At 59.2% G+C, this 25,622-nt stretch carries 22 protein-coding genes; 9 read left to right on the top strand and 13 right to left on the bottom strand.

The features are described 5' to 3' along the window. The first annotated feature begins 229 nt into the window (after window positions 1–229). From ACIPIZ_RS07970 to ACIPIZ_RS07950, 5 genes are all read left to right on the top strand, one after another. Window positions 230–1,027, top strand: a complete 798-nt coding sequence (locus ACIPIZ_RS07970; protein WP_007918708.1) for a MetQ/NlpA family ABC transporter substrate-binding protein — start codon at window positions 230–232, stop codon at window positions 1,025–1,027. 774 nt (window positions 1,028–1,801) lie between these two features. Then, entirely contained in the window at window positions 1,802–2,467 is a 666-nt protein-coding gene (locus ACIPIZ_RS07965) for an amino acid ABC transporter permease (protein WP_064389013.1), read from the top strand. Continuing rightward, entirely contained in the window at window positions 2,448–3,107 is a 660-nt protein-coding gene (locus tag ACIPIZ_RS07960) for an amino acid ABC transporter permease (RefSeq protein WP_053116496.1), read from the top strand. Before ACIPIZ_RS07965 ends, ACIPIZ_RS07960 begins: the two co-directional genes overlap by 20 nt. Then, a complete protein-coding gene (locus ACIPIZ_RS07955; RefSeq protein ID WP_064389011.1) occupies window positions 3,104–3,886 on the top strand; it encodes an amino acid ABC transporter ATP-binding protein in 783 nt (260 codons plus the stop codon). Before ACIPIZ_RS07960 ends, ACIPIZ_RS07955 begins: the two co-directional genes overlap by 4 nt. Further along, window positions 3,883–4,755, top strand: a complete 873-nt coding sequence (locus tag ACIPIZ_RS07950) for a transporter substrate-binding domain-containing protein (RefSeq protein ID WP_122661170.1) — start codon at window positions 3,883–3,885, stop codon at window positions 4,753–4,755. Before ACIPIZ_RS07955 ends, ACIPIZ_RS07950 begins: the two co-directional genes overlap by 4 nt. Before the next feature lie 360 nt (window positions 4,756–5,115). Here ACIPIZ_RS07950 and ACIPIZ_RS07945 read toward each other — a convergent pair whose 3' ends face one another. Then, window positions 5,116–6,312, bottom strand: a complete 1,197-nt coding sequence (locus tag ACIPIZ_RS07945) for an AAA family ATPase (RefSeq protein WP_401164863.1) — start codon at window positions 6,310–6,312, stop codon at window positions 5,116–5,118. Between the two features lie 200 nt (window positions 6,313–6,512). On the opposite strand from ACIPIZ_RS07945, the gene ACIPIZ_RS07940 reads away from it, so the two are divergent. From ACIPIZ_RS07940 to ACIPIZ_RS07930, 3 genes are read left to right on the top strand one after another with little or no spacing between them, the layout of a single operon-like run. Further along, entirely contained in the window at window positions 6,513–7,616 is a 1,104-nt protein-coding gene (locus ACIPIZ_RS07940; protein ID WP_064389009.1) for an efflux RND transporter periplasmic adaptor subunit, read from the top strand. Next, the gene (locus tag ACIPIZ_RS07935) at window positions 7,613–8,677 is read left to right on the top strand and encodes an efflux RND transporter periplasmic adaptor subunit (protein ID WP_253480926.1); all 1,065 of its coding nucleotides are present in this window, start codon (window positions 7,613–7,615) and stop codon (window positions 8,675–8,677) included. The genes ACIPIZ_RS07940 and ACIPIZ_RS07935 overlap by 4 nt, the downstream gene beginning before the upstream one ends. Further along, a complete protein-coding gene (locus ACIPIZ_RS07930; RefSeq protein WP_401164861.1) occupies window positions 8,674–11,727 on the top strand; it encodes an efflux RND transporter permease subunit in 3,054 nt (1,017 codons plus the stop codon). The genes ACIPIZ_RS07935 and ACIPIZ_RS07930 overlap by 4 nt, the downstream gene beginning before the upstream one ends. 98 nt (window positions 11,728–11,825) lie before the next feature. Here ACIPIZ_RS07930 and ACIPIZ_RS07925 read toward each other — a convergent pair whose 3' ends face one another. The 12 genes from ACIPIZ_RS07925 to ACIPIZ_RS07870 form a co-directional block, all read right to left on the bottom strand. Then, window positions 11,826–12,455, bottom strand: a complete 630-nt coding sequence (locus ACIPIZ_RS07925; RefSeq protein ID WP_401164859.1) for a class I SAM-dependent methyltransferase — start codon at window positions 12,453–12,455, stop codon at window positions 11,826–11,828. Window positions 12,456–12,625: 170 nt separating this feature from the next. Beyond that, complete coding sequence (locus ACIPIZ_RS07920; RefSeq protein ID WP_034151854.1) at window positions 12,626–13,270, bottom strand: methionine ABC transporter permease; 645 nt, start codon at window positions 13,268–13,270, stop codon at window positions 12,626–12,628. After that, window positions 13,260–14,381: a methionine ABC transporter ATP-binding protein gene (locus tag ACIPIZ_RS07915; protein ID WP_105708566.1), complete on the bottom strand. Its 1,122-nt coding sequence runs from the start codon at window positions 14,379–14,381 to the stop codon at window positions 13,260–13,262. Before ACIPIZ_RS07915 ends, ACIPIZ_RS07920 begins: the two co-directional genes overlap by 11 nt. A 2-nt stretch (window positions 14,382–14,383) precedes the next feature. After that, on the bottom strand, window positions 14,384–15,193 hold the full coding sequence (locus ACIPIZ_RS07910) for a MetQ/NlpA family ABC transporter substrate-binding protein (protein ID WP_105708564.1): 810 nt from the start codon (window positions 15,191–15,193) through the stop codon (window positions 14,384–14,386). Window positions 15,194–15,311: 118 nt separating this feature from the next. Then, window positions 15,312–16,670, bottom strand: a complete 1,359-nt coding sequence (locus ACIPIZ_RS07905) for an LLM class flavin-dependent oxidoreductase (RefSeq protein ID WP_105708562.1) — start codon at window positions 16,668–16,670, stop codon at window positions 15,312–15,314. Further along, window positions 16,670–17,863 carry an SfnB family sulfur acquisition oxidoreductase gene (locus ACIPIZ_RS07900; RefSeq protein ID WP_105708560.1) on the bottom strand — a complete coding sequence of 398 codons (1,194 nt, stop codon included), beginning with the start codon at window positions 17,861–17,863 and terminating at the stop codon, window positions 16,670–16,672. Before ACIPIZ_RS07900 ends, ACIPIZ_RS07905 begins: the two co-directional genes overlap by 1 nt. Window positions 17,864–17,901: 38 nt before the next feature. Then, on the bottom strand, window positions 17,902–19,143 hold the full coding sequence (locus tag ACIPIZ_RS07895) for an SfnB family sulfur acquisition oxidoreductase (RefSeq protein ID WP_064389002.1): 1,242 nt from the start codon (window positions 19,141–19,143) through the stop codon (window positions 17,902–17,904). A 383-nt stretch (window positions 19,144–19,526) separates the two neighbouring features. Next, window positions 19,527–20,288, bottom strand: coding sequence for a hypothetical protein (locus ACIPIZ_RS07890; RefSeq protein WP_105708558.1), 762 nt, complete (start codon window positions 20,286–20,288; stop codon window positions 19,527–19,529). Between the two features lie 466 nt (window positions 20,289–20,754). Further along, entirely contained in the window at window positions 20,755–21,504 is a 750-nt protein-coding gene (gene tcyN / locus ACIPIZ_RS07885) for an L-cystine ABC transporter ATP-binding protein TcyN (protein WP_064389000.1), read from the bottom strand. Between the two features lie 2 nt (window positions 21,505–21,506). Further along, on the bottom strand, window positions 21,507–22,172 hold the full coding sequence (tcyL, locus tag ACIPIZ_RS07880) for a cystine ABC transporter permease (RefSeq protein ID WP_064388999.1): 666 nt from the start codon (window positions 22,170–22,172) through the stop codon (window positions 21,507–21,509). After that, window positions 22,172–22,972 carry a cystine ABC transporter substrate-binding protein gene (gene tcyJ, locus ACIPIZ_RS07875; RefSeq protein ID WP_064388998.1) on the bottom strand — a complete coding sequence of 267 codons (801 nt, stop codon included), beginning with the start codon at window positions 22,970–22,972 and terminating at the stop codon, window positions 22,172–22,174. The genes tcyL and tcyJ overlap by 1 nt, the downstream gene beginning before the upstream one ends. A gap of 310 nt (window positions 22,973–23,282) precedes the next feature. Beyond that, window positions 23,283–24,275, bottom strand: a complete 993-nt coding sequence (locus ACIPIZ_RS07870) for a D-cysteine desulfhydrase (RefSeq protein WP_064388997.1) — start codon at window positions 24,273–24,275, stop codon at window positions 23,283–23,285. Window positions 24,276–24,465: 190 nt separating this feature from the next. Between ACIPIZ_RS07870 and epsC the strand changes: the two genes are divergently transcribed. Further along, complete coding sequence (epsC, locus tag ACIPIZ_RS07865; RefSeq protein ID WP_064388996.1) at window positions 24,466–25,392, top strand: serine O-acetyltransferase EpsC; 927 nt, start codon at window positions 24,466–24,468, stop codon at window positions 25,390–25,392. Window positions 25,393–25,622 lie beyond the last annotated feature (230 nt).

The raw sequence follows: 25,622 nt of genomic DNA, 5'->3' as shown, positions 1-25,622 counted from the left end.
TGCTTTTCAACGTTTTAACTTGTTGAAAATCAAAAGATCGCAGCCTGCGGCAGCTCCTACATGTCTAGCCTGCGTGTATGAGCAAAATGGAATAACAACGTGAATAAACGTTATTGTCCGGGAATAAAAAATCCCGGTATTGTCCGACCCACGCCAGCGATATCACTTCACTGGCACACGTATTAATGCCGTCGTCGATGACGACCGTGATTTTCGATAAGGACACTGCATGAAAAAGGTTCTGTTGTTTACCGCATTGGCGGCTGCTCTGACTGCTTCCCTGGCCAATGCCGGCGAGAAACTGGTGGTTGCCGCGACCCCGGTTCCGCACGCTGAAATCCTCGAGCTGATCAAACCGACCCTGGCCAAAGAAGGCGTGGATCTGGAAATCAAAGTGTTCACCGACTACGTTCAGCCGAACGTACAAGTGGGCGAGAAACGTCTGGATGCCAACTACTTCCAGACCCTGCCGTACCTGAACAGCTTCAACCAGGGCAAATACAAGGACGACAAGTCCAAGTACCTGGTGACCGTGCAGGGCGTGCACGTTGAACCGTTCGGTGGCTACTCGAGCAAGTACAAGACCCTGGCAGAACTGCCGGACGGCGCCACCATCGCCATCCCGAACGAAGGCAGCAACAGCGGCCGCGCACTGATCCTGCTGCAGAAGGCTGGCCTGATCGAGCTGAAAGACCCGAAAAACGCTCTGGCAACGCCGAAAGACATCGCCAAGAACCCGCACAACTTCAAGTTCAAGGAACTGGAATCGGCGCTGCTGCCACGCGTTCTGAAGGAAGTTGATCTGGACATGATCAACACCAACTATGCGCTGGAAGCCAAGTTGAACCCGCAGAAAGATGCGCTGGTGATTGAAGGCGCTGACTCGCCATACGTGAACTTCCTGGTGGCCCGTGAGGACAACAAGAACAGCGACGCGATCCAGAAACTGGCCAAAGCCCTGACCAGCCCGGAAGTCAAAGCGTTCATCGAGAAGAAGTACAACGGCGCGGTACTGCCGGCGTTCTGATCTGACGCTTGAGTAAACCCCTTCAAGGTGTGAAAACGCCGATGGCCAGTGATGGTCATCGGCGTTTTTGTGTGTGCGTTGAAAAGCCCCTCACCCTAGCCCTCTCCCGGAGGGAGAGAGGACTGATCGGGGGATGCTGTAGAAGTACACCGACTTGAAAGATTTCTGCCGAATCCATAATCGACTCGATCTTTCAGGTCGATGTTTGACGCAAGACACCTCGGTCGGCTCCCTCTCCTAGAGGGAGAGGGGACTGATTGGGGGATGCTGTAGAGGTACGCCGATGTGAAAGATCTCTGCCGAATCCATAATCGACTCGATCTTTCAGGTCGATGTTTGACGTAAGACACCTCACCCCAGCCCTCTCCCTCCGGGAGAGGGCTGGGGTGAGGGGCTTTTGATTTACGCTGTGGCCTTCAACGCCCGGCGCAACGCCACCAACAATTTCACAATCTCCTGCGGATCCAGTCGCTGCGGCACTTTTACGTCCATGTTCTCTTCCTTGTTATGAGTTTGGCCAGGGGAGTCTGGCCAAAAGCTGTTCGTCCTTGGAGGGCTTTCGTGAAAAAAAGATCCGTCCTACAGCGCAAAGAAAAATAGCCTTCTTATTCCTTCCCGGCAAATCCACAGGTTAGTTTTTTGGGTGATATCAATATGCTTTAACGGTATTTAAATTCTGGTTTTTATACCTATAAAGTCGATGCTCGTCGGACAGCCATCCGCTGCCCATGGACTGCATCACCGCCGCTTACCGAGCGGCGTTCAGGACGTTTCATGACCTTCGATTACGCATTTATCCTCAGCACCCTGCCGGCGTTTCTCAAAGCCGTGGGCGTGACGCTGCAGGTCGGTTTTATCGCCATTGGCACCTCGTTGCTGGTGGCGCTGATCAACGCGACGATTCTGGTGTTCCGCACGCCTTACCTGCAAAAACTGGTCGGCCTGTATGTGGAACTGGCGCGCAACACACCACTGCTGATCCAGTTGTTTTTCGTCTACTTCGCCTTGCCGGCCGTGGGTATCCAGGTTTCCGGTTTCACCGCCGCGATCATCACCATGACCTTCCTCGGCGGCGCTTACCTCACCGAAGTGCTGCGCGCCGGCGTCGATGCGGTGCCGCAGGCGCAACTGGAATCCGGGCGCTCCATCGGCCTGTCCCACGGCCAGTTGCTGCGCTATGTGATCCTGCCGCAAGCGGGGATCCTCAGCCTGCCGTCGCTGTTCGCCAATTTCATTTTCCTGCTCAAGGAAACCACCGTGGTCTCGGCGGTGGCGGTGCCGGAAATTCTCTACACCACCAAAAGCTACATCGCGCTCTATTACAAAACCTACGAAATGCTCGCCGTGCTGACGCTGATCTGCGTGCTGTTGTTCTTGCCGCTGTCGCTGCTGCTCAGCCGTCTGGAAAGGAGGCTCCAGCATGGCCAGTTCGGGTCTTGAACTACTCTGGGTGTCCTTGCCGCAACTGGCGAAAGGCGCTGGGCAAACCCTGTCGATCTCGTTTCTGAGCATTGCCATCAGCACTGTCGGCGGCGTGCTTTACGGCGTGTTGCGCACGCTCAACGTGACGTGGCTGAACGCGATCCTGCGGGTGTATCTGGAGCTGTTCCGGGCGATCCCGGTGCTGGTCTGGTTGTACCTGCTGTTCTTCGGTCTGCCGATTTTCTTTGGTCTGAGCATTCCGAGTTTCTGGTGCGCGGTGCTGGTGCTGTCGCTGTGGGGCGCGAGTGAGGTCGGCGAAGTGGCGCGCGGTGCGCTGCATTCGTTGCCGCGCGGGCAGCGTGAAGCAGGCCTGTCGATTGGCCTGAACGCCGCGCAGCTCTACGGCTACGTGCTGCTGCCACAAGCGCTGAAACGCATGACGCCACCGACCATCAACGTCTATACGCGAATCATCAAGACCAGCTCGCTGGCGGTGCTGATTGGCGTGGTGGATGTGATCAAGGTCGGCCAGCAGATCATCGAACGCACCTACGAATCAGTGCTGATCTACGGCGTGCTGTTTCTGTTTTTCTTTTTCATCTGCTACCCGCTGTCGGCCGCCTCGCGCGTGCTGGAGCGGCGCTGGACGCAAGCATGAGCGCATTGATCGAATTTCACGGCTTCAACAAATTCTATGGCGAACAGCAGGTGCTCAACGGCATCGACCTGCAGGTGCAGAGTGGTGAAGTGATCGTCATCCTCGGCCCTAGCGGTTGCGGCAAAAGTACCTTGTTGCGTTGCCTCAATGGCCTGGAAGAGGCGCACAGCGGCAGCCTGAAATTTCTCGGCCGTGAGCTGCTCGGCAAGTCCACTGACTGGCGCGAGATCCGCCAGCAGATCGGCATGGTGTTCCAGAGTTATCACCTGTTCCCGCATATGAGCGTGCTCGACAATCTGCTGCTTGGCCCAGTCAAGGTGCAGAAGCGTCAACGCCGCGAAGCGCAGCAACAAGCCGAAGCCTTGCTCGAACGCGTGGGTCTGGCGGACAAGCGCGATGCCTTCCCGCGTCAGCTCTCCGGCGGCCAGCAGCAACGCATCGCCATCATCCGCTCGTTGTGCATGAACCCACGGGTGATGCTCTTCGACGAAGTCACCGCCGCCCTTGATCCGGAGATGGTCAAGGAAGTTTTGCAGGTCATTCAGGGCCTCGCTCGTGAGGGCATGACCCTGCTGATCGTCACCCATGAAATGGCCTTCGCCCGCGCGGTGGCCGACCGCATCGTGTTCATGGATGCCGGGCGCATCCTTGAGCAGAACCCGCCCGAGATTTTCTTTACGAACCCGCAAACCGCACGCGCGCAGCAGTTTCTGGAGAAGTTCTCCTTCGTTGCAACACTGCCAAAAACGAATCCGACAAAGGAACTGGAACTGCTATGAAAACTGCCGCTTTTTTACTGCCCCTGCTCAGCCTCGCCTTGCTTGCCGGTTGCAGCAAGACCGAAGAACCGCCAAAACCGAAAGTCGCCAGCGAAAGCACCGCGCCGGCCGGTTATCTGGACAAGATCAAGGCTCGCGACAAATTGATTGTCGGCGTCTTCACCGACAAGCCACCGTTCGGTTTTGTCGATGAGGCCGGGCGCTACGTCGGCTTTGATACTGATATCGGCCGGCGTTTCGCCAAGGATCTGCTCGGCGATGAAAACAAAGTCGAATTCGTCGCGGTTGAACCGGCGAGCCGCATCCCGTTCCTGCAAAGCGACAAGGTCGACCTGATCCTCGCCAACATGACCGTCACGCCTGAGCGCAAGGAAGCGGTGGAATTCACCAACCCGAATCTCAAGGTTGCGGTGCAGGCGTTGGTGCCGCAAAGCAGCTCGGTGAAAAGCCTGGATGATCTGGCGACCCGCACCACCATCGTCACCACGGGCACCACCGCTGATATCTGGCTGACCAAGAATCACCCGGACTGGAAACTGCTGAAGTTCGAGAAGAACTCTGAATCACTGCAAGCTCTCGCCAACGGGCGTGGCGATGCCTACGCGCAGGACAATCTGGTGCTGTTCAGCTGGGCCAAGCAGAACCCGGGCTATCGCGTGCTGGAAGACAAACTGGGTGCCGAAGCACCGATTGCGCCGGCGGTGAAGAAGGGCAATATCGAACTGCGTGACTGGGTGAATACCGAGTTGACCAAACTGGGCGAGGAGAAGTATCTGCTCAAGCTGTATGACCAATATGTGCGTAAAGAATTGAGCGATGACACCAAGCCTGAGAGCGTGATTGTCGAGGGTGGCAAGTGGCAGGGGTGATTGTCTGTCAGGTCGGTGGTGAGGCTCAAGGGCAATCCCTCACCCCAGCCCTCTCCCGGAGGGAGAGGGGGCCGACCGAGGTGTCTTGCATCAGACATCGACCTGACAAACAGAGTCGATTATGGATTCACAGAGTCATTTTCAGGTCGGCGTAATTCAACAGCATCTCCCAATCAGTCCCCTCTCCTGAAGGGAGAGGGAGCCGACCGAGGTGTCTTGCATCAGACATTGAACTGCGGAAACGAGTCGATTGTGGATTCACAGAAGCATTTTCACGTCGGCGTCACTCTTGAGCATCCCCCAATCAGTCCCCTCTCCCTCTGGGAGAGGGTTAGGGTGAGGGGCTTTTGCCTGGAACGCTCAATCCGGCCAGTTCCACGCCGGCTCATCCAGCACCCGCTGCCCGACAATACCGGTCTGCCCCAGGGTTTTCTCCAACACGATGCAATTGCACTCCGGGTCCTCCTGCAACGCCGAAATCAACCGCCGCGCATGGGACACCACCCACACCTGACATTGCTCAGACGCACGAATGATCAACCGCGCCAGTGCCGGCAACAGATCCGGATGCAGACTGGTTTCCGGCTCGTTCAGTACCATCAGCGATGGCGGTCTCGGCGTCAGCAACGCCGCGACGAGCAGCAGATAGCGCAACGTCCCGTCCGACAACTCCGCTGCCGATAGCGGCCGCAACAAACCTTCCTGATAGAACTCGATGGCAAAGCGTCCACCGGCCTGCGCTTCGATATGCACGCGTGCGCCAGGAAACGCATCGGTAATTGCCGCACGCATCGCGTCGCCATCACCAATCTCGATGATGGTCTGCAACGCCGCCGCCAGATCCCGGCCGTCGTGATGCAGCACTGGCGTGCGCGTACCCAGTTGCGGTTGACGCACCGGCGCGTCGGCGTCGCTGCGAAAGTGATCGTAGAAACGCCAGCGACGAATGAACTCGCGCATCTGGAACACTTCCGGCGAGCTGCGCAGGCTGCCGACCTGGTCGAACAGGCTGTCGAAGTTGGGCGTGTGTTGCGCCAGCACATCCCATTTGCGTTCGGCGCGTGCGCGGATCATCGGCCCGTCACGATCCACCAGCAGGCTGGCGGGACGGTAGAGCGCGCCGGCCCAGATGCATTCGCGCTTGATCTGCGGGTCGAGGCTGAAGCGCGAGGGAATGGGGCGCGAATGTTCGGGCACCATGAAGTGCCCGTTGGAGTCGGGCAGACCGAGGCTGATCGAGTAGCTGAAATCCTCCCCGGCGAACCCCAGGCGCAATCGCTTCACACCCTGACGCACCGTCGACTGAATCGGCACTTCGCCGTTGCGCATGCGCCGGCTGATGCTTTCCGGCCCGGCCCAGAACGTCGAATCCAGGCCACCCTCACGGGCCAGCGCATTGACTACGCCGCCCTGAGCGGTTTCCGCCAGCAGGCGCAAGGCCCGGTAAAGATTGGACTTGCCGCTGCCGTTGGGGCCGGTGATCAGGTTCAGCCGGCCGAGCGGGATCACCAATTTATTGATCGAGCGGTAATTGGCCACTGCCAGGGTGTTGAGCATGGAATTCCTTCTCTTCAGGCGCCCATTGTAGGAGCTGCCGCAGGCTGCGATCTTTTGATCTTCTAAAAAAACATCAAAAAATCGCAGCCTGCGGCAGCTCCTACGGGGAAATATTGTGATCGCGCAGGCGAAGGCGGAACCCTGTTCTAAGCTCACAGTCGTATCGTCACTTGCACGTTCGTACACAGGAAGGAGTCTGCATGGCGAGTCCCGGTTTGAAAACAGCGGTCATGCTGAGTCTGTTCACCTTGGTGACCGCCTGCGGCGAAAAAAAAGCCCCTGAGGAATATTTGCCCAGGGTCTTCGTACAGGAAGTGAAACCCGCGGATTACGCGGCTTCGGTGACATTGACCGGTGACGTGCAGGCGCGCGTGCAGACGGAGTTGTCGTTCCGTGTTGGCGGCAAGATCATCCAGCGTATGGTCGACGTCGGCGACCGCGTCACGGCCAGACAGGTGCTGGCCAAACTCGACCCTAAAGACTTGCAGACCAACGTCGATTCCGCCCAGGCCCAGGTTGTGGCCGAACAGGCGCGGGTGAAACAGAGCGCTGCGGCGTTCGTGCGCCAGCAGAAACTCCTGCCCAAGGGCTACACCAGCCAAAGCGAATACGACTCCGCCCAAGCGGCGTTGCGCAGCAGCCAGAGCGCCTTGAGTGCGGCGCAGGCGCAACTGGCGAACGCCAAGGATCAACTCAGTTACACCTCACTGATCGCTGACGCGCCGGGCGTCATCACCGAGCGTCAGGCCGAAGTCGGCCAGGTGGTGCAGGCCACCGCGCCGATCTTCAGTCTGGCCCGCGATGGCGACCGCGATGCGGTGTTCAACGTGTATGAATCGCTGCTCGCCGAGCGTCCTGCGGACAACAGGATCACCGTCAGCCTGCTCGACAATCCCGAGATCAAAACCACCGGCACCGTGCGCGAAATCACCCCGGCGGTGTCGGCGCAATCCGGCACCGTGCAAGTCAAAGTCACCCTCGACAAGCTGCCGCCGGGCATGCAACTCGGTTCGGTGGTCAGCGCCACGGCCAAAGGCTCGGGCAAGTCGGCGGTCGAGTTGCCGTGGTCAGCGCTGACGAAAAACATCAGCGATACGGCGGTGTGGATGGTCGATGACAAGGGCGAGGCGCAATTGCACAACGTCACGGTCGGCCGCTACCTGACCGGCAAAGTCATCATCAGCGAAGGCCTCAAGGGCGGCGAGAAAGTCATCGTCGCTGGTGGGCAGTTGTTGCATCCGGGCATGAAAGTCGAGATCGCCGAAAACACCTACAAGGATCTGCAGCCGGGAGTACAGCCATGAAGTCTCTGTGGCTGTTACCCGTTGCTGTGATGTTGGCTGCGTGTTCGAAGAAAGAACCGCCGCCCGAGCCGGTACGCCCGGTGCTGTCAGTCCAGGTCGAAGCGTTGAGCGAGGAAAACCTCGGGCGTTTCGCCGGCAGCATTCAGGCGCGCTATGAGAGCAACACCGGTTTCCGTGTGGGCGGGCGCATCGCTAGCCGTAACGTCGATGTGGGGGCCGAGGTCGAGAAAGGCACGTTGCTCGCCACCCTCGACCCTTCCGACCAGCAGAACCAATTGCGTTCGGCGCAAGGCGATCTGGCGAAAATCCAGGCGCAATTGATCAACGCACAAGCCAATGCGCGCCGCCAGCAGGCGCTGTTTGATCGCGGTGTCGGTGCACAGGCGCAACTGGACGTCGCCAACACCGATCTGAAAACCACACAGGCTTCGCTGGATCAGGCGCGCGCGGCGGTCAACCAGAGCAAGGACCAACTCGGCTACACCGAACTGCGCGCCGACCACCGTGCCGTGGTCACCGCGTGGAACGCCGAGGCCGGGCAGGTCGTCACGGCTGGCCAGCAAGTGGTGACGCTGGCGCAACCGGACATCAAGGAAGCGGTGATCGATCTGCCGGACACCCTGGTCGATCAGATCCCCAGTGATGTGGTGTTCTCGGTGGCCGCGCAACTCGACCCGAGCATCAACACCACCGCGATCATCCGCGAAATCGAACCGCAGGCGCAAAGTGCCACGCGCACCCGTCGTGCCCGTCTGACCCTGGCCGATACGCCGGACGGCTTTCGTCTCGGCACAGCGATCAGCGTGACCCTCAGCTCGGCGATCAAGCCGCGAATCGAATTGCCCGTGACGGCGCTGCAGGAGGTCGATGGCAAAGCGCGAATCTGGGTCATCGACACGCAAAACAAAACCGTCAGCCCCCGCGATGTCACCGTCGTCAGCCGTACCGACAGCAGCGTCGTACTGGCTGGCGGCGTAAAGAACGGCGAGCGTGTGGTCAGCGCCGGCGTCAACAGCCTCAAAGCCGGACAATCGGTAAAACTTGACGAGGACAGTCAATGAAAGGCTCTTTCAACCTCTCCGAATGGGCCCTCAAGCATCAGTCATTCGTCTGGTACCTGATGTTCGTTGCGTTACTGATGGGCGTCTTTTCGTACTTCAACCTGGGCCGCGAAGAAGATCCGTCGTTCACCATCAAAACCATGGTCATCCAGACCAAATGGCCGGGCGCGACTCAAGAGGAAACGCTCAAGCAGGTCACCGACCGCATCGAGAAAAAACTCGAAGAACTCGACTCCCTCGACTACGTGAAAAGCTACACGCGCCCCGGCGAATCAACGGTGTACGTGTACCTGCGCGACACCACCAGCGCCAAGGACATCCCGGAAATCTGGTACCAGGTGCGCAAGAAGATCGATGACATTCGCGGACAGTTTCCCCAGGGCATTCAGGGGCCGGGATTCAACGACGAGTTCGGTGACGTGTTCGGCTCGGTGTACGCGTTTACCGCCGATGGCCTGACCATGCGCCAACTGCGCGATTATGTGGAACAGGCCAGGGCCGAAATCCGCAACGTGCCAGGGCTGGGCAAGATCGAAATGGTCGGCCAGCAGGACGAAGTGATTTATCTGAATTTCTCCACACGCAAACTCGCTGCACTGGGCATCGATCAACGTCAGGTAGTGGAAAGCCTGCAATCGCAGAACGCCGTAACTCCGGCGGGGGTGATCGAGGCCGGTCCCGAGCGGATTTCCGTGCGCACCTCCGGGCAGTTTGCTTCGGAGAAGGATCTGGCCGAAGTCAACCTCAAGCTCAATGACCGCTTCTATCGACTGGCCGACATCGCCGAGATCAGCCGTGGTTACGTAGATCCGGCGACCCCGGAATTCCGCTTCGACGGCAAACCGGCCATCGGCCTGGCGATTGCCATGCAGAAGGGTGGCAACGTCCAGGAGTTCGGCAAGGCCTTGCATGCGCGCATCGACCAACTGACCGCGGACTTGCCGGTGGGCGTTGGCGTGCACACCGTTTCCGATCAGGCTGTCGTCGTTGAAGAGGCTGTTGGTGGTTTCACCAGCGCGCTGTTCGAAGCGGTGATTATCGTGCTGGTGGTGAGTTTTATCAGCCTCGGTGTGCGCGCCGGGCTGGTGGTGGCGTGCTCGATTCCGCTGGTGCTGGCGATGGTCTTTGTGTTCATGGAATACAGCGGCATCACTATGCAGCGGATTTCCCTCGGCGCATTGATCATCGCCCTCGGCCTGTTGGTGGATGACGCGATGATCACCGTGGAGATGATGGTCACGCGCCTGGAAATGGGCGAGAGCAAGGAGGAGGCCGCGACGTACGCCTACACCTCGACGGCGTTCCCGATGCTCACCGGGACGCTGGTGACAGTCGCCGGTTTCGTGCCGATCGGCCTCAACGCCAGTTCCGCCGGTGAGTACACCTACACGCTGTTTGCGGTGATTGCCGTGGCCATGATTGTGTCGTGGATTGTGGCGGTGTTCTTCGCGCCGGTGATCGGCGTGCACATTCTCAGCGCCAACGTGAAACCCCATGAAGCCGAGCCGGGCCGCGTCGGGCGCGCGTTCAATGGCGGTCTGTTGTGGGCGATGCGCAATCGCTGGTGGGCGATCGGTATCACCGTGCTGCTGTTTGCCCTGTCGATTTTTTGCATGCGCTTTGTGCAGAACCAGTTCTTTCCGGCATCGGACCGCCCGGAAATTCTCGTCGACCTGAACCTGCCGCAAAACGCCTCAATCGACGAAACCCGCAAAGCCGTCGACAAACTCGAAGCGACGCTCAAGGGTGACGCGGACATTGTGCGCTGGAGCACCTACATCGGTCAGGGCGCGATCCGTTTCTACCTGCCGCTCGACCAGCAATTGCAAAACCCGTACTACGCACAACTGGTGATCGTCAGCAAGGATTTCGAGGCCCGTGAGGCCTTGACCCAACGTCTGCGCGAGCGCCTGCACAAGGACTTCGTCGGCATCGGCAGTTACGTGCAAGCACTGGAAATGGGCCCGCCGGTGGGGCGTCCGATTCAGTACCGGGTCAGTGGCAAGGACATCGATCAGGTGCGCAGACACGCCATTGATCTCGCGACCGAACTGGACAAGAACTCGCACATCGGCGAGATCATCTACGACTGGAACGAGCCGGGCAAAGTCCTGCGCATCGACATCGCCCAGGACAAGGCGCGGCAACTCGGGCTGTCGTCCGAAGACGTGGCGAACCTGATGAACAGCATCGTCAGTGGCTCGCCGTTGACCCAGGTCGATGACGACATCTACCTGATCAACGTGGTCGGGCGCGCTGTGGATTCCGAACGTGGTACGCCGGAAACCCTGCAGAACCTGCAGATCGTCACGCCGAGCGGCACGTCGATTCCGCTGCTGGCGTTCGCCACCGTGCGTTATGAACTGGAGCAGCCGCTGGTGTGGCGTCGCGACCGTTTGCCGACCATCACCATCAAGGCCTCGGTGCGCGACGAGATCCAGCCGACCGATCTGGTGAAAATCCTCAAGCCGTCGATTGATGCCTTCGCTGAAAAACTCCCGGTCGGCTACAAAGTCGCCACTGGCGGTACGGTCGAGGAAAGCGGCAAGGCGCAGGGGCCGATCGCCAAGGTGTTGCCGTTGATGCTGTTTTTGATGGCGACGTTCCTGATGATCCAGTTGCACAGCGTGCAGAAGATGTTCCTCGTCGCGAGTGTCGCGCCGCTGGGGCTGATCGGCGTGGTACTGGCGTTGGTGCCGACCGGTACGCCGATGGGTTTCGTGGCGATTCTGGGGATTCTCGCGCTGATCGGCATCATCATCCGCAACTCGGTGATTCTGGTGACGCAGATCGATGAGTTCGAGAAGAAAGGTTATGCGCCGTGGGATGCGGTGGTCGAAGCGACCGAACATCGGCGCCGACCGATCCTGCTGACCGCAGCCGCAGCGAGCATGGGCATGATCCCGATTGCCCGGGAAGTGTTCTGGGGGCCGATGGCCTACGCGATGATTGGCGGGATTGTGGTGGCGACGCTGCTGACGTTGCTGTTCCTGCCGGCGCTGTATGTGGCCTGGTACAAGATTCGTGAGCCGAAAAAAGAGACGCAGTAAAAACGAGCGCTTCGCGCTCATCGCGAGCAGGCTCACTCCTACAGGGGAACGCATTCCAACTATAGAAGTGAGCCTGCTCGCGATGGCGTCTGAGCTGACTACATGGATTTACGCCAGACACTCGCCAACCAAGGCTGCTGCTCGCGCGGTAGCCCCGCCGGCCGATAGTAATGCTCAAGCTCGACAAAACCCGCTGCCGTCAACAACCCGCGCCACGCCTCAAGATCGTGATACGAGCCATAACGCGGCCCGTTCCAGCCTTCACGGTTATCTCCACGCGGATTGGAGCTGAACAACACGCCACCGGGTTTCAACGCACCATGCAGTTGCTTGAGCACCCTTGGCAATTCCTGCAACGGCACATGAAAAAGCACCGCGTTGGCGAAGATCCCGTCGAAGCGTTCAGTCGGCAGATCGAGCTTCAGAAAGTCCTGTTGGAGCACCTCGCAACCACTGTCCTCACGGGCCATTCGCGCAAACTCTGGCGAACCGTCGAGGCCGACTGCGATGTGGCCCATGCGCGTAAACGTTTGCAAATCGCGGCCCGGGCCGCAGCCGAAATCCAGAATCGTGAACGGCGCCACACCTTGAATATGCCGCAGCAACGCATCGATGTTCTGGCTGACATCGTGATTGCGGGTGCCTTCACGAAAGTCTTCGGCCACCGAGTTGTAGTGGCCGAGGGTGGTGGCGGTGATCTGTTCGAGATCGGTGGGGGTCTGCTTCATGGTCGGGATACGCGGGCAATTGGGATTTGCCGAATATACGCCATCGGGTTCGGGGCTGCTGCGCAGCCCATCGCGAGCAGGCTCACTCCTGCATTTGAAATGCGTTCCCCTGTAGGAGTGAGCCTGCTCGCGATAGCGGTTGTGAAGTTGCTACATGAGCCCGGCCCGGCTCAGCGCTTGTTCAACCCCCGCGCCAACCGATCCCCACCCAACTGAATCACCGCCACCAACGCCACCAGCAACACAATCACCGTCAGCATGATCTGGCTGTCAAAGCGCTGATAGCCGTAGCGATAGGCGATATCTCCCAACCCGCCAGCGCCAATCGCCCCGGCCATCGCCGACGAGTTGATCATCGTCACCAGCGTGATGGTGAACCCGCCGACAATCCCCGGCAGCGCCTCCGGCAACAGCACATGCCAGACAATGTGCCAACGCCGGCAGCCCATCGCCTGCGCCGCCTCGATCAAGCCATGATCAACCTCGCGCAGGCTCACTTCGGCAATCCGCGCAAAGAACGGTGTCGCGGCAATTGTCAGCGGCACAACAGCGGCCCAGACACCGTAGGTCGTTCCGACAATCAACCGGGTAAACGGAATCAGCGCGACCATCAGAATCAAAAACGGGATCGAGCGAAACAGGTTCACGAACGCGCCCAAGGCGCGGTTGAGTACCGGCGCTTCATAGATCCCGCCCTTGTCGCTGGTGACCAGAATCACCGCCATGGGAATCCCCACCAGCAGCGCTATCAGCGACGACACGCCGACCATCAAAAACGTGTCGATGAAACCCTGCAGCAAGCGATCAAACCACATAACCCAATACCTCCACGCGTTGCGCCCACGGTGCGGCGCGTTCGCGCAATTGCTCGGCTCCGAACGCTGAATCACTGACGGCCAGCAACAGTTGCCCCAACGCATGCCCCTGAATCCGTTCGACGCCGCCCTGTAGCAACTTTACCCGGCCACCGAGTGCAGCAAATAATGCCGCCAGATCCGGCTCATCACTGGCGCTGCCGGTGAATTGCAAGCGCAGCACCACAGCAGCGTCGGAGGAGGGCGGCTGCTTCTGCAAACGGCTTTGCAACTCCTCCGGCAGCGCGTGTTGCAGCGGTGCGAGCAAGGTCTGGCTGACCTCGTGCTGCGGATTGCCGAACACTTCCCACACCGGGCCTTGTTCGACGACGCGGCCGTGCTCAAGCACGACGACGCGGTCGCAGATTTCGCGGATCACTGCCATCTCATGAGTAATCAGAACGATGGTCAGACCCAGGCGTTTATTGATCTCGCGCAGCAGGCCGAGGATCGACTGGGTGGTCTCCGGGTCGAGCGCCGAAGTGGCCTCGTCGCAGAGCAAAATATCCGGGTCATGCACCAACGCCCGGGCAATACCGACACGCTGTTTCTGCCCTCCGGAGAGCTGCGCCGGATAAGCCTTGTGCTTTTCCTGCAGGCCAACCAGTTCGAGTAGTTCGCGAACCTTTTTTTCTCGTTGCTCTTTCGGCACGCCAGCGACTTTCAGCGGCAGTTCGACGTTCTGCCAAACAGTCTTGGCCGACATCAGATTGAAGTGCTGGAAGATCATGCCGATGCGTCGGCGCAGGGCGACAAGACGGTCTTCATCGAACTCGCCGATGTCGACCTGATCGATCAGCACGCGCCCCGAGGTCGGCTGTTCCAGACGATTGATCGTACGGATCAGCGATGACTTGCCAGCGCCGCTGCGGCCGATGATGCCGAACACTTCGCCGCGCTGGATCGCCAGATCGATGCCTTGCAACGCGGCGACCGGGCCTTGCCGACCGTTGTAGGTTTTGCCCAGACCGATGAAGCGTACGTGGGCACGATTCAGCTCGGGGTGCAGCTCGGTTTTTTCAGCATTGTGTGGCTCTGGAATATCCAGTCGCCGTTGGATCGCGGCCGTCATGCTCAGCTTTCCCAGCCGGCTTGATACAGCTTGCCGTGGGCCTTATCCAGTGCCGCGCGAACGACCGGCGAATGCTGGTAGATGTCGACGAATTTGACCAGGCGCGGATCGGTTTTGCTCTTCGGCTGGATGACGAACTGGATCACGTATTCCTTGTGATCGAGACCGTCGAACAGCAGCGCCGAACCGGCATCGAAAGTCTTCGCCAGACGAATGTAGGCCGGGTAGCCCTGGACCAGATCAGCGTCGTCGTAGGCACGTACCAGTTGCACGGCTTCGACTTGCAGAATCTTGATTTTTTTCGGATTGGCGACGATGTCATCTTCGGTGGCTTTGTAGCCGACGCCCGGTTTCAGCGTGATCAAACCGGCCTTGGCCAGCAGCTGCAAACCACGGCCACTGTTGATCGGGTCGTTGGCGATGGCGACGCTGGCGCCTTCTGGCAGCTCATCGAAGCTTTTGTATTTTTTCGAATAGAGGCCGACGTTATTGATGATCCCCGGGGCGAATGGCACCAGATCAAAACCCGACGCAGCCTTGGCGTTTTCGAGGAACGGGATGTGCTGGAAGTAGTTCACGTCGATGTCGCCGGCGGCGAGACTGACGTTCGGTGCGATCCAGTCGGTGAACTCCACCAGCTCGACTTTCAAGCCTTGTTTGGAAGCTTCTTCGACAGCGGCTTCCAGCGGAATGGCGAAGGCGGCGGTGGTGCCGATTTTCAACGGGGCGTCGGCGGCGAAGACGGCCGAGCTGAACAGGCCGAGGGCCAGGGCCAGTGCTTTGACTGGGTGGGACAGGTGTTTTTTGGTCATGATGGTTTTTCCAGTCAGTGCGTAAATTTTTGGTGTTTGTTATGGCCTCATCGCGAGCAGGCTCACTCCTGCATTTGGAATGCGTTCCCCTGTAGGAGTGAGCCTGCTCGCGATGCTTTTAGCGGCGAAACGAAGAGCCTGTGTGTTGCTCAGGCAGTTGCGCCGCACCGTGAAACAGCTTCTCGCGCAAGCTGCCCGCGTCATAAGCGGTCTTGTACGACCCACGCCGCTGCAGCTCCGGAACCACCAGCTCGATAAAATCGACATAGCTTTCCGGGGTAACAATCCGGGTCAGGTTGAAACCGTCGAGGCCGGTCTCGGCGATCCACGATTCCAGCTCATCCGCCACTTGCTCCGGCGAACCGACCACGGTGATGTAACGGCCACCGAGGGCGTGCTGGTCGAGCAATTTGCGCCGGGTCCAATCGTTGTTCTGCAGGTTCTTGGTCGCCGACTGAATGGCGTTGCTCTTCACGTACTGGATCGGTTCGTCGATTTCGTATTGGGAAAAGTCGATGCCGGTCGACGCGGAAAAATGCGCCACGCCGGCCTCGGCGCTGGCATAGCTCAGGTACTCGGCGTGTTTGGCCCATGCAGCTTCTTCAGTCGCGCCGACGATGACGTTGAGGCCCATGAACACCTTGATGTCCTCGGGGTTACGCCCCGCTTCAACGGCGCTGGCGCGGACCTTGTCGACCTGAACTTTGGTCGATGGTTTGTTCTGACCGCTGATGAATACGCATTCGGCATGGCGCCCGGCGAACAGCAAACCGCGATCAGAGCTGCCGGCCTGAAACAGCACTGGCGTGCGTTGTGGTGACGGTTCGCAGAGGTGATAACCCTCGACCTGATAGAACTCGCCCTTGTGCTCGACCTTGTGCACTTTTTCCGGGTTGGCGTAGATCCGTTGTTCGCGGTCGTTGAGTACGGCACCGTTTTCCCAACTGCCTTCCCAGAGCTTGTAGAGCACTTCCAGGTACTCATCGGCCTGGTCGTAGCGACGGTCATGTTCGACTTGCTCGCTGAGGCCCATGGCTTTTGCGGCGCTGTCCAGATAACCGGTGACGATGTTCCAGCCCACGCGTCCGCGACTCAGATGATCGAGCGTGGACATGCGGCGGGCGAACAGATACGGCGGCTCGTAGGTGAGGTTGGCGGTCAGGCCGAAGCCTAGATTTTTGGTCACCGCAGCCATGGCTGAAACCAGCAGCAGCGGGTCGTTGACCGGCAACTGGATCGACTCTTTCAGCGGCACATCGACTGAGTTCTGATAGACGTCGTACACGCCGACGATGTCGGCGATGAACAGGCCGTCGAAGAGTCCGCGCTCCAGCAATTGCGCCAGTTCAGTCCAGTATTCAATAGTGTTGTAGCGCGTCGAGGTGTCGCGCGGATGCGTCCACAAGCCATGGTTGATGTGGCCGATGCAGTTCATGTTGAACGCGTTGAGCAGGATCTTCTTTTTTGCAGCGCTCATCAGATCGTCCCTCGCAGCGGAGGGTTTTCATCGTTGAGGTAATAATTGCCCACGGCGTGATATTTCCAGCGCACTGGATCGTGCAAGGTGTGCACGCGGGCGTTGCGCCAGTGGCGGTCGAGCCCGTGTTCGATCAGCGTGGCCTGGCTGCCGGCCAATTCGAACAGCGTGCTGCCAGCGGCGAGGGAAATTTCGGTGCTGATCGCCCGGGCTTCAGCAACGGCAATCGAAGCCGCAGCGACGGTTTGTGCGTTGGTCTCGGCTTGCGCGGCGTCGAGGAATTCGCCAGCGCGCTCAAGCAAGGCTTCGGTGGCGTGCAGGCGAATGCTCAAGTGGCCGAAGCTCTTCAGCGTCAGTGGATCTTCGGTGGCTTTGTCGTTGCCGGAATCGATCCACGGCCGGGTCTTGCTGCGCACAAAGTGCAACGCGTCTTCGTAAGCGGCGCGGGCGATGCCGGTGTCGATGGCGGCGTGAAGGATCTGCGCCAACGGGCCAACGGTGGTTGGCCGTTCGAAAGCACTTTGAAACGGCAGCACGTCTTCAGCCTCTACGTAGACGTCTTCGAACACCACCGAACCGCTGCCGGTGGTGCGCTGACCGAAGCCGCTCCAGTCGTCGATTACGGTCAGGCCTTTGCTGTCGCGGGGGACGAAGGCCAGTTGCTGCACGCCGTTTTCATCGACAACCGAGGTCGGAATGCGCTGGGCGTAAATCGCGCCGGTCGCATAGAACTTGCGACCGTTGATGCGATAACCGTCGCCGTCGCGCTTGAGGCTGGTAATGCGGTCGTGGGCGGTTTTCGTGCCCAGTTCCGCCAAGGCATTGCCGAAGCGTTGGCCGGCGAGAACCTCGGCGTACAGCCGTTGTTTTTGTGCGTGGCTGCCATTCACCCGTAGCACTTCCAGTGCGTAAAAATGGTTCTGCGGGATTTGTCCGAGCGAGCCGTCAGCCTGAGCGATCAGCGCGATGACTTTGGCCAGGGTCACGTTGGACACGCCAGCGCCGCCGTATTCCTTCGGCACGCTGATGCCCCACAGGCCTGAGCGGGAAAATACATCGAGTTCCGGCAGTGGCAAGCGACGTTCACGGTCGCGCAGGGCGCTGTCGCGTTTGAAATCTTCGGCCAGATCGCTGGCGACGATCAGGGCTTGCTCATCGCTGGTGATGACCGCGACGTGATGGGAAAAAGTCATAGGTTTCTCCATTGCACTTGAGAAAGTGTGCGGTCGTCTCAGATCCAGGAATGGCGAGCAGGCAAAGTGCCGTTGAGGCGATAGGCGCCGACCGCGTGATATTTCCAGCGCACCGGGTCGTGCAGCGTGTGCACCCGGGCGTTGCGCCAGTGGCGGTCGAGGTTGAATTCGGCGAGGGTCGCGCGGCTGCCGGCCAGTTCGAAAAGCTTCTCGCTGGCGAGCAATGAGATTTCCGTGGTCAGCACTTTGGCCTCGGCCACGGCAATCGATGCACGGGCGGCAGATTCGGCGGTCAGCGGTGCGGCGTGCACCTGATCAAGAACTTTGCCGGCCTTGCGCAGCAGCGCTTCGGCGGCGTGCAGTTCGATTTTCAGTTTGCCGATGTCGGCGATCACATAGAGGTCATCACTGGCGCGATCAACTTTGGCGTCGATCCATGGCCGCGCGCGGGTTTTGACGAACTCGATGGCGTCATCGATGGCGCCACGGGCGATGCCGGCATCAATGGCCGCTTGAATCAGCTGCGACACCGCGCCTTGGGTGTTGGGGGTTTCGTTGATCTTCCAGTTGTCGACGACCAGGTTCGATTCGACGCGAACGTTGTTCAGCAAAATCGTGCCGCTGGCGGTGGTGCGCTGACCGAAACCCGACCAGTCATCAACAATGCGCAACCCCGGCGTGCCGCGACGGACGAAGGCCAGCACTTGCTTGCCGTCATCGTTGAGCGCCTTCACCGCGACCCAGTGCGCAAACAGCGCGCCGGTGGAATAGAACTTCTGGCCGTTGATCACGTAATCGTCGCCGTCGGCGGTGATCCGTGCTTTCAGTTCCAGGGTGTTTTTAGTGCCGCGCTCCGGACCGGCATTGCCGATGCGCCAGCCTTCCAGAACACTCTGGAACAGCTGCTGTTTCTGCGCCTCGGTGGCACTGCCGAGCACCAGATTGATGATGCCGAACTGGTTCTGCGGGATCTGTCCCAACGCCGGGTCGGCGGCGGAAATGATCGCGAACACCTCGGCCAATGTGACGAATGAAACCTGCGGGCCACCGTATTCGCGCGGTATGGCAATGCTGCCTAAGCCGCTGCGGGTGAACTGTTCGATTTCCGACCACGGCAACTTGCGCTGACGATCGCGTTTGGCGGCCTGCACGCGGGCGACTTGCGCCAGCTCATGGGCGGCCTTGATGGCTTGGGCGTCGTTGCGCAAGACTTGCGCGGGCAACAACAGTGGGGCGATGTCCAGATCCGACTGGACGTTTGCGTCTGCCAGACTGGACATCAGTGCCGCTCCTTGGCTGCACGCAATGCCCTGGCGATCTGCACTGGGGTGATTGTGTTCCGGACCATGCTACCTACCTCACATCTCATGAAAAACGCCGCAAAAGTGCGGCGAACGAAAGAATGTCCGGTGGTCCGGTTCATATACCCTAAGCGTGTATAAATATTAAATAAACTAACTTTTAGGAATATGCATAGAAGGGGTGATGGTCGGGTTGGTTAACAATGGGTATCGGTTTAAATGATCCTTTGTGGCGAGTGGGCTTTCACCCCGTTCCGCTGCGCAGCGGGCGCGAATCCTGCCACTCGGTAGAGTTGTAGATGCCGGGGTAGCTTCGCTGTCCAACGGGGCAAGCCCCCTCGCCACGGGGGATTGGTGTTTACTCAGTCGCGTGGCTCGGCGGCTTTGAGGCTGGGCCTCAGCGGCACCTTCAGGTAAGGGTTTACACAGCCGATCTTCAACGTACGCGGTGGCGCCCAGCGCGAGTTGTTGCCAACGCGGTCGATGACGCAGTACGTCACGTCGAGGCGCAGATCTTCCCCGGCTTCGACGATGACCGCCGGCGGCACCCAGACCTGAATCGGCAAGCCGACATCCGCAGCCGTGACCGGTATCAGGTCCATGCGCACATCGCCCCAGCGCAAGGTGATTTCATCGTCCTCGGCCATGTTTATGTAAGGCTCGATGGTCAGCGGTACGCCGCGTTTGATCTGGTTCGGATTAACCCCCTGACGGCGGATGGTGTCGGGGATCGTGACGGCTTGCAGTTGCTGGTTTTCATCACTGCACAGTGCCGATGGCTGGCCACCGGGACAATCGAGTTTGACTTGTACCCGGGTGGCTGCCGACAGCGCCTGACCCTGGCCAACCTGCATGACCCGGTAGTGGATGCGGGCAGTGCCGCTGGCAATGAAGCTTTCCGGCACTCGCAGGCTGACTGCGGCGCCGATATCCTCGACGGTCAGAACCTTTGATGCGACATAGCATTTGTTCCAGAACAGTTCGATCAGGTCCCCACAATCCATATCGGGATAGGGCGCCACGTCGACCGAAAGATGGGCAGCAGCGGCCAGATTGATGCCGGCTTTTTGCGCGGGCGCCAGGATTGGCGCTGCCAGTTCGGGGGTGTGCGAAGTGTGAGTCATCGATTTCTCTCCTTGAGCTTGCAACGAAGTCCGTTTCTGAAGAACAAAGGCGTGAATCAACAGGCAACACAGCCGAGAACTTTCATCAAGGTTGAATATGCGTTGATTAAACTAAGTAGCGCCGGTTGGCGACTAGATAAGAGTGTGCGGCAATGAGTGTCAATAGACGTACTTAGTTAATCCGTGAATTACGTATTAATCAGAAGTGTCCTACATTGACGAGGCCGAATGCCTAGGTCTATTAGCGAATAGAGCTACGAATCTCAGTGGTTTTCAGCCGTTTCGATAAGCCGCTATCAGCACCCAGCCTTTGGGTGGCGACAGTTTTACAGCACGGTTTATCTGTTGCAGGAGATATATATGTTCTGGATGGAACATGTTTGATTAGTATTTGCTCAAGCGGGTCGTTCAGGCGGGATAACGTAACTTCCATCCGTGGAAGTTGACGTTTGGTGCATCAAGATTCTCAAGCGTGATTCAGGAACTTGCTGAGAAACTGTTTAGTGCGTTCTTCTTTCGGGTTGGCAAACAACGCTTTGGCTTCACCCTGTTCAACGATCACACCCTTGTCGAAAAACACCACACGGTTGGCCACATCGCGGGCAAACCCCATTTCGTGGGTGACGATGACCATGGTGCGTTTTTCTTCGGCGAGACCACGAATGGTCGCCAGCACTTCACCCACCAGTTCCGGGTCGAGGGCCGAGGTCGGCTCGTCGAACAGGATCACTTCCGGCTCCATCGCCAGCGCCCGGGCAATCGCCACGCGCTGTTGCTGGCCGCCGGACAGACGACGCGGATAAGCGTCCTCCTTGCCCGCCAGACCGACTTTGGCCATGAGCTTCTTGCCCAGGGCAACGGCGGCGTCGCGCGGCATCTTCTTGACCACGATCGGGCCTTCGATGACGTTTTCCAGCGCAGTGCGGTGGGGGAACAGGTTGAAGTTCTGAAACACAAAGCCCACGTGCTGGCGCAGGTTGCGCACCAACGCTTGCTGCTGGTTCAGCGGGCGGCTGGTATCAATCTCGATATCGCCGACCTTGATCCGGCCGCTGGTGGGTTGTTCAAGAAAGTTAAGGCAACGCAGGAACGTCGTTTTCCCCGAACCGCTGGGGCCGATGATCGCGACGACTTCGCCTTCCTTGACCTCGAGGTCGATGCCGTTGAGCACGACCTGACCCTTGAATTGCTTGGTCAGTTTTTCCACGACAATCATCGTCAGGACTCCTGGTCGTGCCGATTGACCCGCTCTTCCAACTTGTTCTGGAAGTGCGAAAGCACTGTGGCCAGAATCCAGTAGATCAGCGCGGCGGCAAGATACATGGTGAAGACTTCGAAAGTCCGGGCGGTAATCAACTGTGCCTGACGGAACAGCTCCGGTACCTGAATGGTGGCGGCCAGTGCCGTGTCCTTGACCAGTGAAATGAAGCTGTTACCCAGCGGCGGCAAGGCCGTGCGCATTGCTTGCGGCAGAATGGCCCGGCGCAGGGTTTGCGCGCGGGTCATGCCGATGCTCGCAGCGGCTTCCCACTGGCCACGTTCGATCGAACCGATCGCGGCACGGAGGATTTCACAGGCGTACGCGGCCATGTTCAGCGAAAAGCCGATCAGTGCCGCCGGCAGCGGATCCAGTTCGAGACCCAATTGCGGTAAGCCGTAATAGATCACGAACAGTTGCACCAGCAATGGCGTGCCGCGAAAGAACGACACGTAGATGCGCGCCAGCCAGCTCACCGATTTGAAACGCGACAGGCGCATCAGTGCCAGGCCGAAGCCCAGCAGCAAACCGAAGAACATTCCGCCGAGGCTGAGGATTACCGTGTAATACGCGCCCTTGAGCAGGAAGGGCGCGGAGTCCAGTGCGAGTTGGAAAGCTTCTTCCATTATTGAGTGACGTCAGCGTTGAAGTACTTCTCGGACAGCTTCTTCAGGGTGCCGTCGGCACGCAGTTCGTCGAGGGCCTTGTTCACGGCGGCCAGCAGTTCAGGCTCGCCTTTGCGCAGGGCAACACCGGCTTCCTGACGGGAGAAAGCTTCACCGGCAGCGACGGTTTTCGGCGCTTTCTTGGCGTATTCCAGTGCGGCCAGACGGTCGATCAGAATGGCGTCGGTGCGGCCGTTGTTGAGGTCGGCGAACTTGGTCGGATCATCATCGTAGGTGCGCACGTCAGCGCCCGGCACGTTGGCGCGGACCCACTGCTCGTAGTTGGTGCCCAGGCCCACACCGACTTTCTTGCCGGACAGGTCATTGGCGGTCTTGATGTTCAGCGCCGCTTCTTTGCTCTTCAGCACCAGCGCCTGAATACCGGAAACGGTGTACGGCTCGGAGAAGTCATACTTCTTTTTGCGCTCGTCGGAGATGGTCACTTGATTGACTACGACGTCCAGACGCTTGGATTCCAGCGCCGCGAGAATACCGTCCCACTTGGTTGGCTGAACCTTGGCTTTGACGCCGAGTTTTTGTGCCAGCGCTTCGGAGAGTTCTACTTCGAAACCGGACAGTTTGCCGTCGGCATCGACGAAGCTGAACGGAGGATAAGTGCCTTCCAGGCCGACGTTGATAACGCCCTTGTCCTTGATCTGTTGCAGCTGCTCACCGGCTACTGCCTGGCCGATCAGACCGGCGCTCAGCGCCAGGCCCAGCGAACCCACCAGCAGATTGCGACGTAGTGCGGAAAAATTCATGACGAGCCCCTGTGTTTTCTTATGGAAGACGCTAAAGGAAAGTTGGCGAATGGGTGATTCGTGCGCCTGCGTTATCGTGCCCTAAAGCAGCTTATGCGTCTTGCGCGAAATTCGCCTGCGGCGAGACTATAAGATGTCTGTTTTAGACTTGAAAATACTTAATATTGAAAATGATATTCTTTATTGGAATATGAGGATCGTTCCCACGCTCTGCGTGGGAATGACTCTAGGGACGCTCCGCGTTCCAGCGCTCAAGGGGACGCGGAGCGTCCACGGCTGCATTCCCACGCAGAGCGTGGGAACGATCTCGCTACAGGAAATCCTTGTAAGCAAACAAAGCCGGCGCCCCACCGGTATGCAGGAAGATGATCGGCCCTTCATCAAAACGCTGACGCCCGATGCCATCGAGCAACCCCGCCATCGCCTTGCCGGTGTAAACCGGGTCCAGCAGTACCGCTTCCTGACTGGCCAGCAATTTCACTGCAGCCAACGTTCCGGCATTCGGTTCGCCATAGCGCGGGCCGAAATATTCATCCCACAACTCGACCTTGAAGCTGGCCGGCAGCTCGACGCCAAGCAGATCCGCCGTACGTTCGGCCAGCCCCTGCACCTTAGGCCGCTGATCTTCTTCACTGCGCGAAACCGTCACGCCGATCACCGGCAATCGCGGCAACACTTCGCTCAGCGCCAAGGCCAGACCGCTGTGCGTCCCGGCGCTGCCGGAGGCCAATACCACTGCAGCGAAATCGAGTCCGGTGTCCTTGATCTGCTCGGCCAGTTCCAGGCCGGCACGCACGTAGCCCAGAGCACCGAGCGCATTCGAGCCGCCGATCGGCACCAGATACGGCTTCTTGCCGTTACTGCGCAGCCGCACGGCGAGGGCGGCCAATTGTTCGTCAGCGTTGTCGAGGTTGTCGACCAGCTCGACCTTGGTGTCGAACAGATCCAGCAGCAGACGGTTGCCGTTGCCGGTGTAGTCGCTGTCGTCGGTGCCCAGGGGATTTTCCAGCAGGGCCACGCAGCCAAGACCGAGTTTGGCGGCGAGTGCGGCGGTCTGGCGAACGTGGTTCGATTGCAGCGCGCCGGCGGTGATCAGCGTGTCGGCGCCTTGCGCGAGGGCATCGGCGCCGAGGTATTCGAGTTTGCGCAACTTGTTGCCGCCCATGGCCAGAGGCGTCAGGTCATCGCGTTTGATGTACACCTCGCGGCCGAGCCAGGTGGACAGGCGTTCGAGTTTTTCCAGCGGCGTGGAGTGACCGAGCAGGTCGAGGCGGTTAAAGCGTTCCAGCTGTTGTTTGATCATGAGTCCGTACTGGCGGAGAAAGATGAAAGGACTATAGGCACGTGCTTTTGCAGGGGCAACCGTCAAGCGCTTATAGCCAAATCGACTGAGCCCAGCACTATCGGTTCTTAATTCGCCTTCGCGACCTTGCCGTAAAGTAGGCGCCGTTGACGCGGCCAGACAGTCCGGCCGCCCGTGAGGAGTCTTTACCGTGAGCGAGCGTTCCAGCCATTGGCAATTGCAGACCATCGTCAGTCAACTGCGCAGCGCGCGGGATCAGTGGCGGGCACAGAACGGCCGGGCCTCCGGCGAGCAGGGCGGTCGCGAGTTGCCCTCGCGGGCGGCGATGGCGGAGATTCTCGAGGCGCTCTGTGGTGCGTTGTTCCCGATGCGCCTGGGCCCGGTGGATCTGCGTGAAGAGAGTGAAGACTTTTACGTCGGCCACACGCTTGATGTCGCACTGAATGCCTTATTGGCACAGACTCGACTGGAGTTGCGTTACGTCGCCCGCCACAGCGCGCAGGCCGATACTGAAGTCGAGGCCCGTGCAATTCAGATCGTGCAGGATTTTGCCTTGGCCTTGCCGAGCCTGCGCACGCTGCTCGACACCGATGTGCTGGCGGCCTATCACGGTGATCCGGCGGCGCGCAGTGTCGATGAAGTGCTGCTGTGCTACCCGGGGATTCTGGCGGTGATTCACCATCGTCTGGCGCACCATTTGTATCGCGCCGGTTTGCCGTTGCTGGCGCGGATCAGTGCGGAAATCGCCCATTCGGCGACGGGCATCGATATTCACCCGGGGGCGCAGATCGGCCGTAGCTTCTTTATCGATCACGGTACCGGTGTGGTGATTGGTGAAACCGCGATCATTGGCGAGCGGGTGCGGATTTATCAGGCGGTGACGTTGGGCGCCAAACGCTTCCCGGCGGACGAAGACGGCCAGTTGCAGAAGGGCCATCCGCGTCATCCGATCGTGGAAGATGATGTGGTGATTTACGCCGGGGCGACGATTCTCGGACGCATCACCATCGGTAAGGGTTCGACCATTGGCGGCAACGTGTGGCTGACGCGCAGCGTGCCGGCGGGGTGCAATCTGACCCAGGCCAACTTGCAGCACGATGACGGCACGCAAAAGTAAGATCCCATGTAGGAGCTGCCGAAGGCTGCGATCTTTTGATCTACAAAAACCACAGCAAAAGATCGCAGCCTTCGGCAGCTCCTACAGGTATGGGCATAAGGCCATGTTGCTGTTGAACGAATTCCTCCAAACCCGCGTCATACACCTCCTTGGGCTACTGTAGGAAAACTACCGTCGAGCCCTGCGATTAGTCCTTACCACCCTATCCATGTTTAACTTGAACGTTCATT

Origin of the sequence: Pseudomonas sp. NPDC087690, from assembly GCF_044743175.1 — a bacterium.
Taxonomy (GTDB): domain Bacteria; phylum Pseudomonadota; class Gammaproteobacteria; order Pseudomonadales; family Pseudomonadaceae; genus Aquipseudomonas.
Note: the sequence above shows the minus strand (reverse complement) of the source record. Positions and strands in the feature narration are given on the sequence as shown.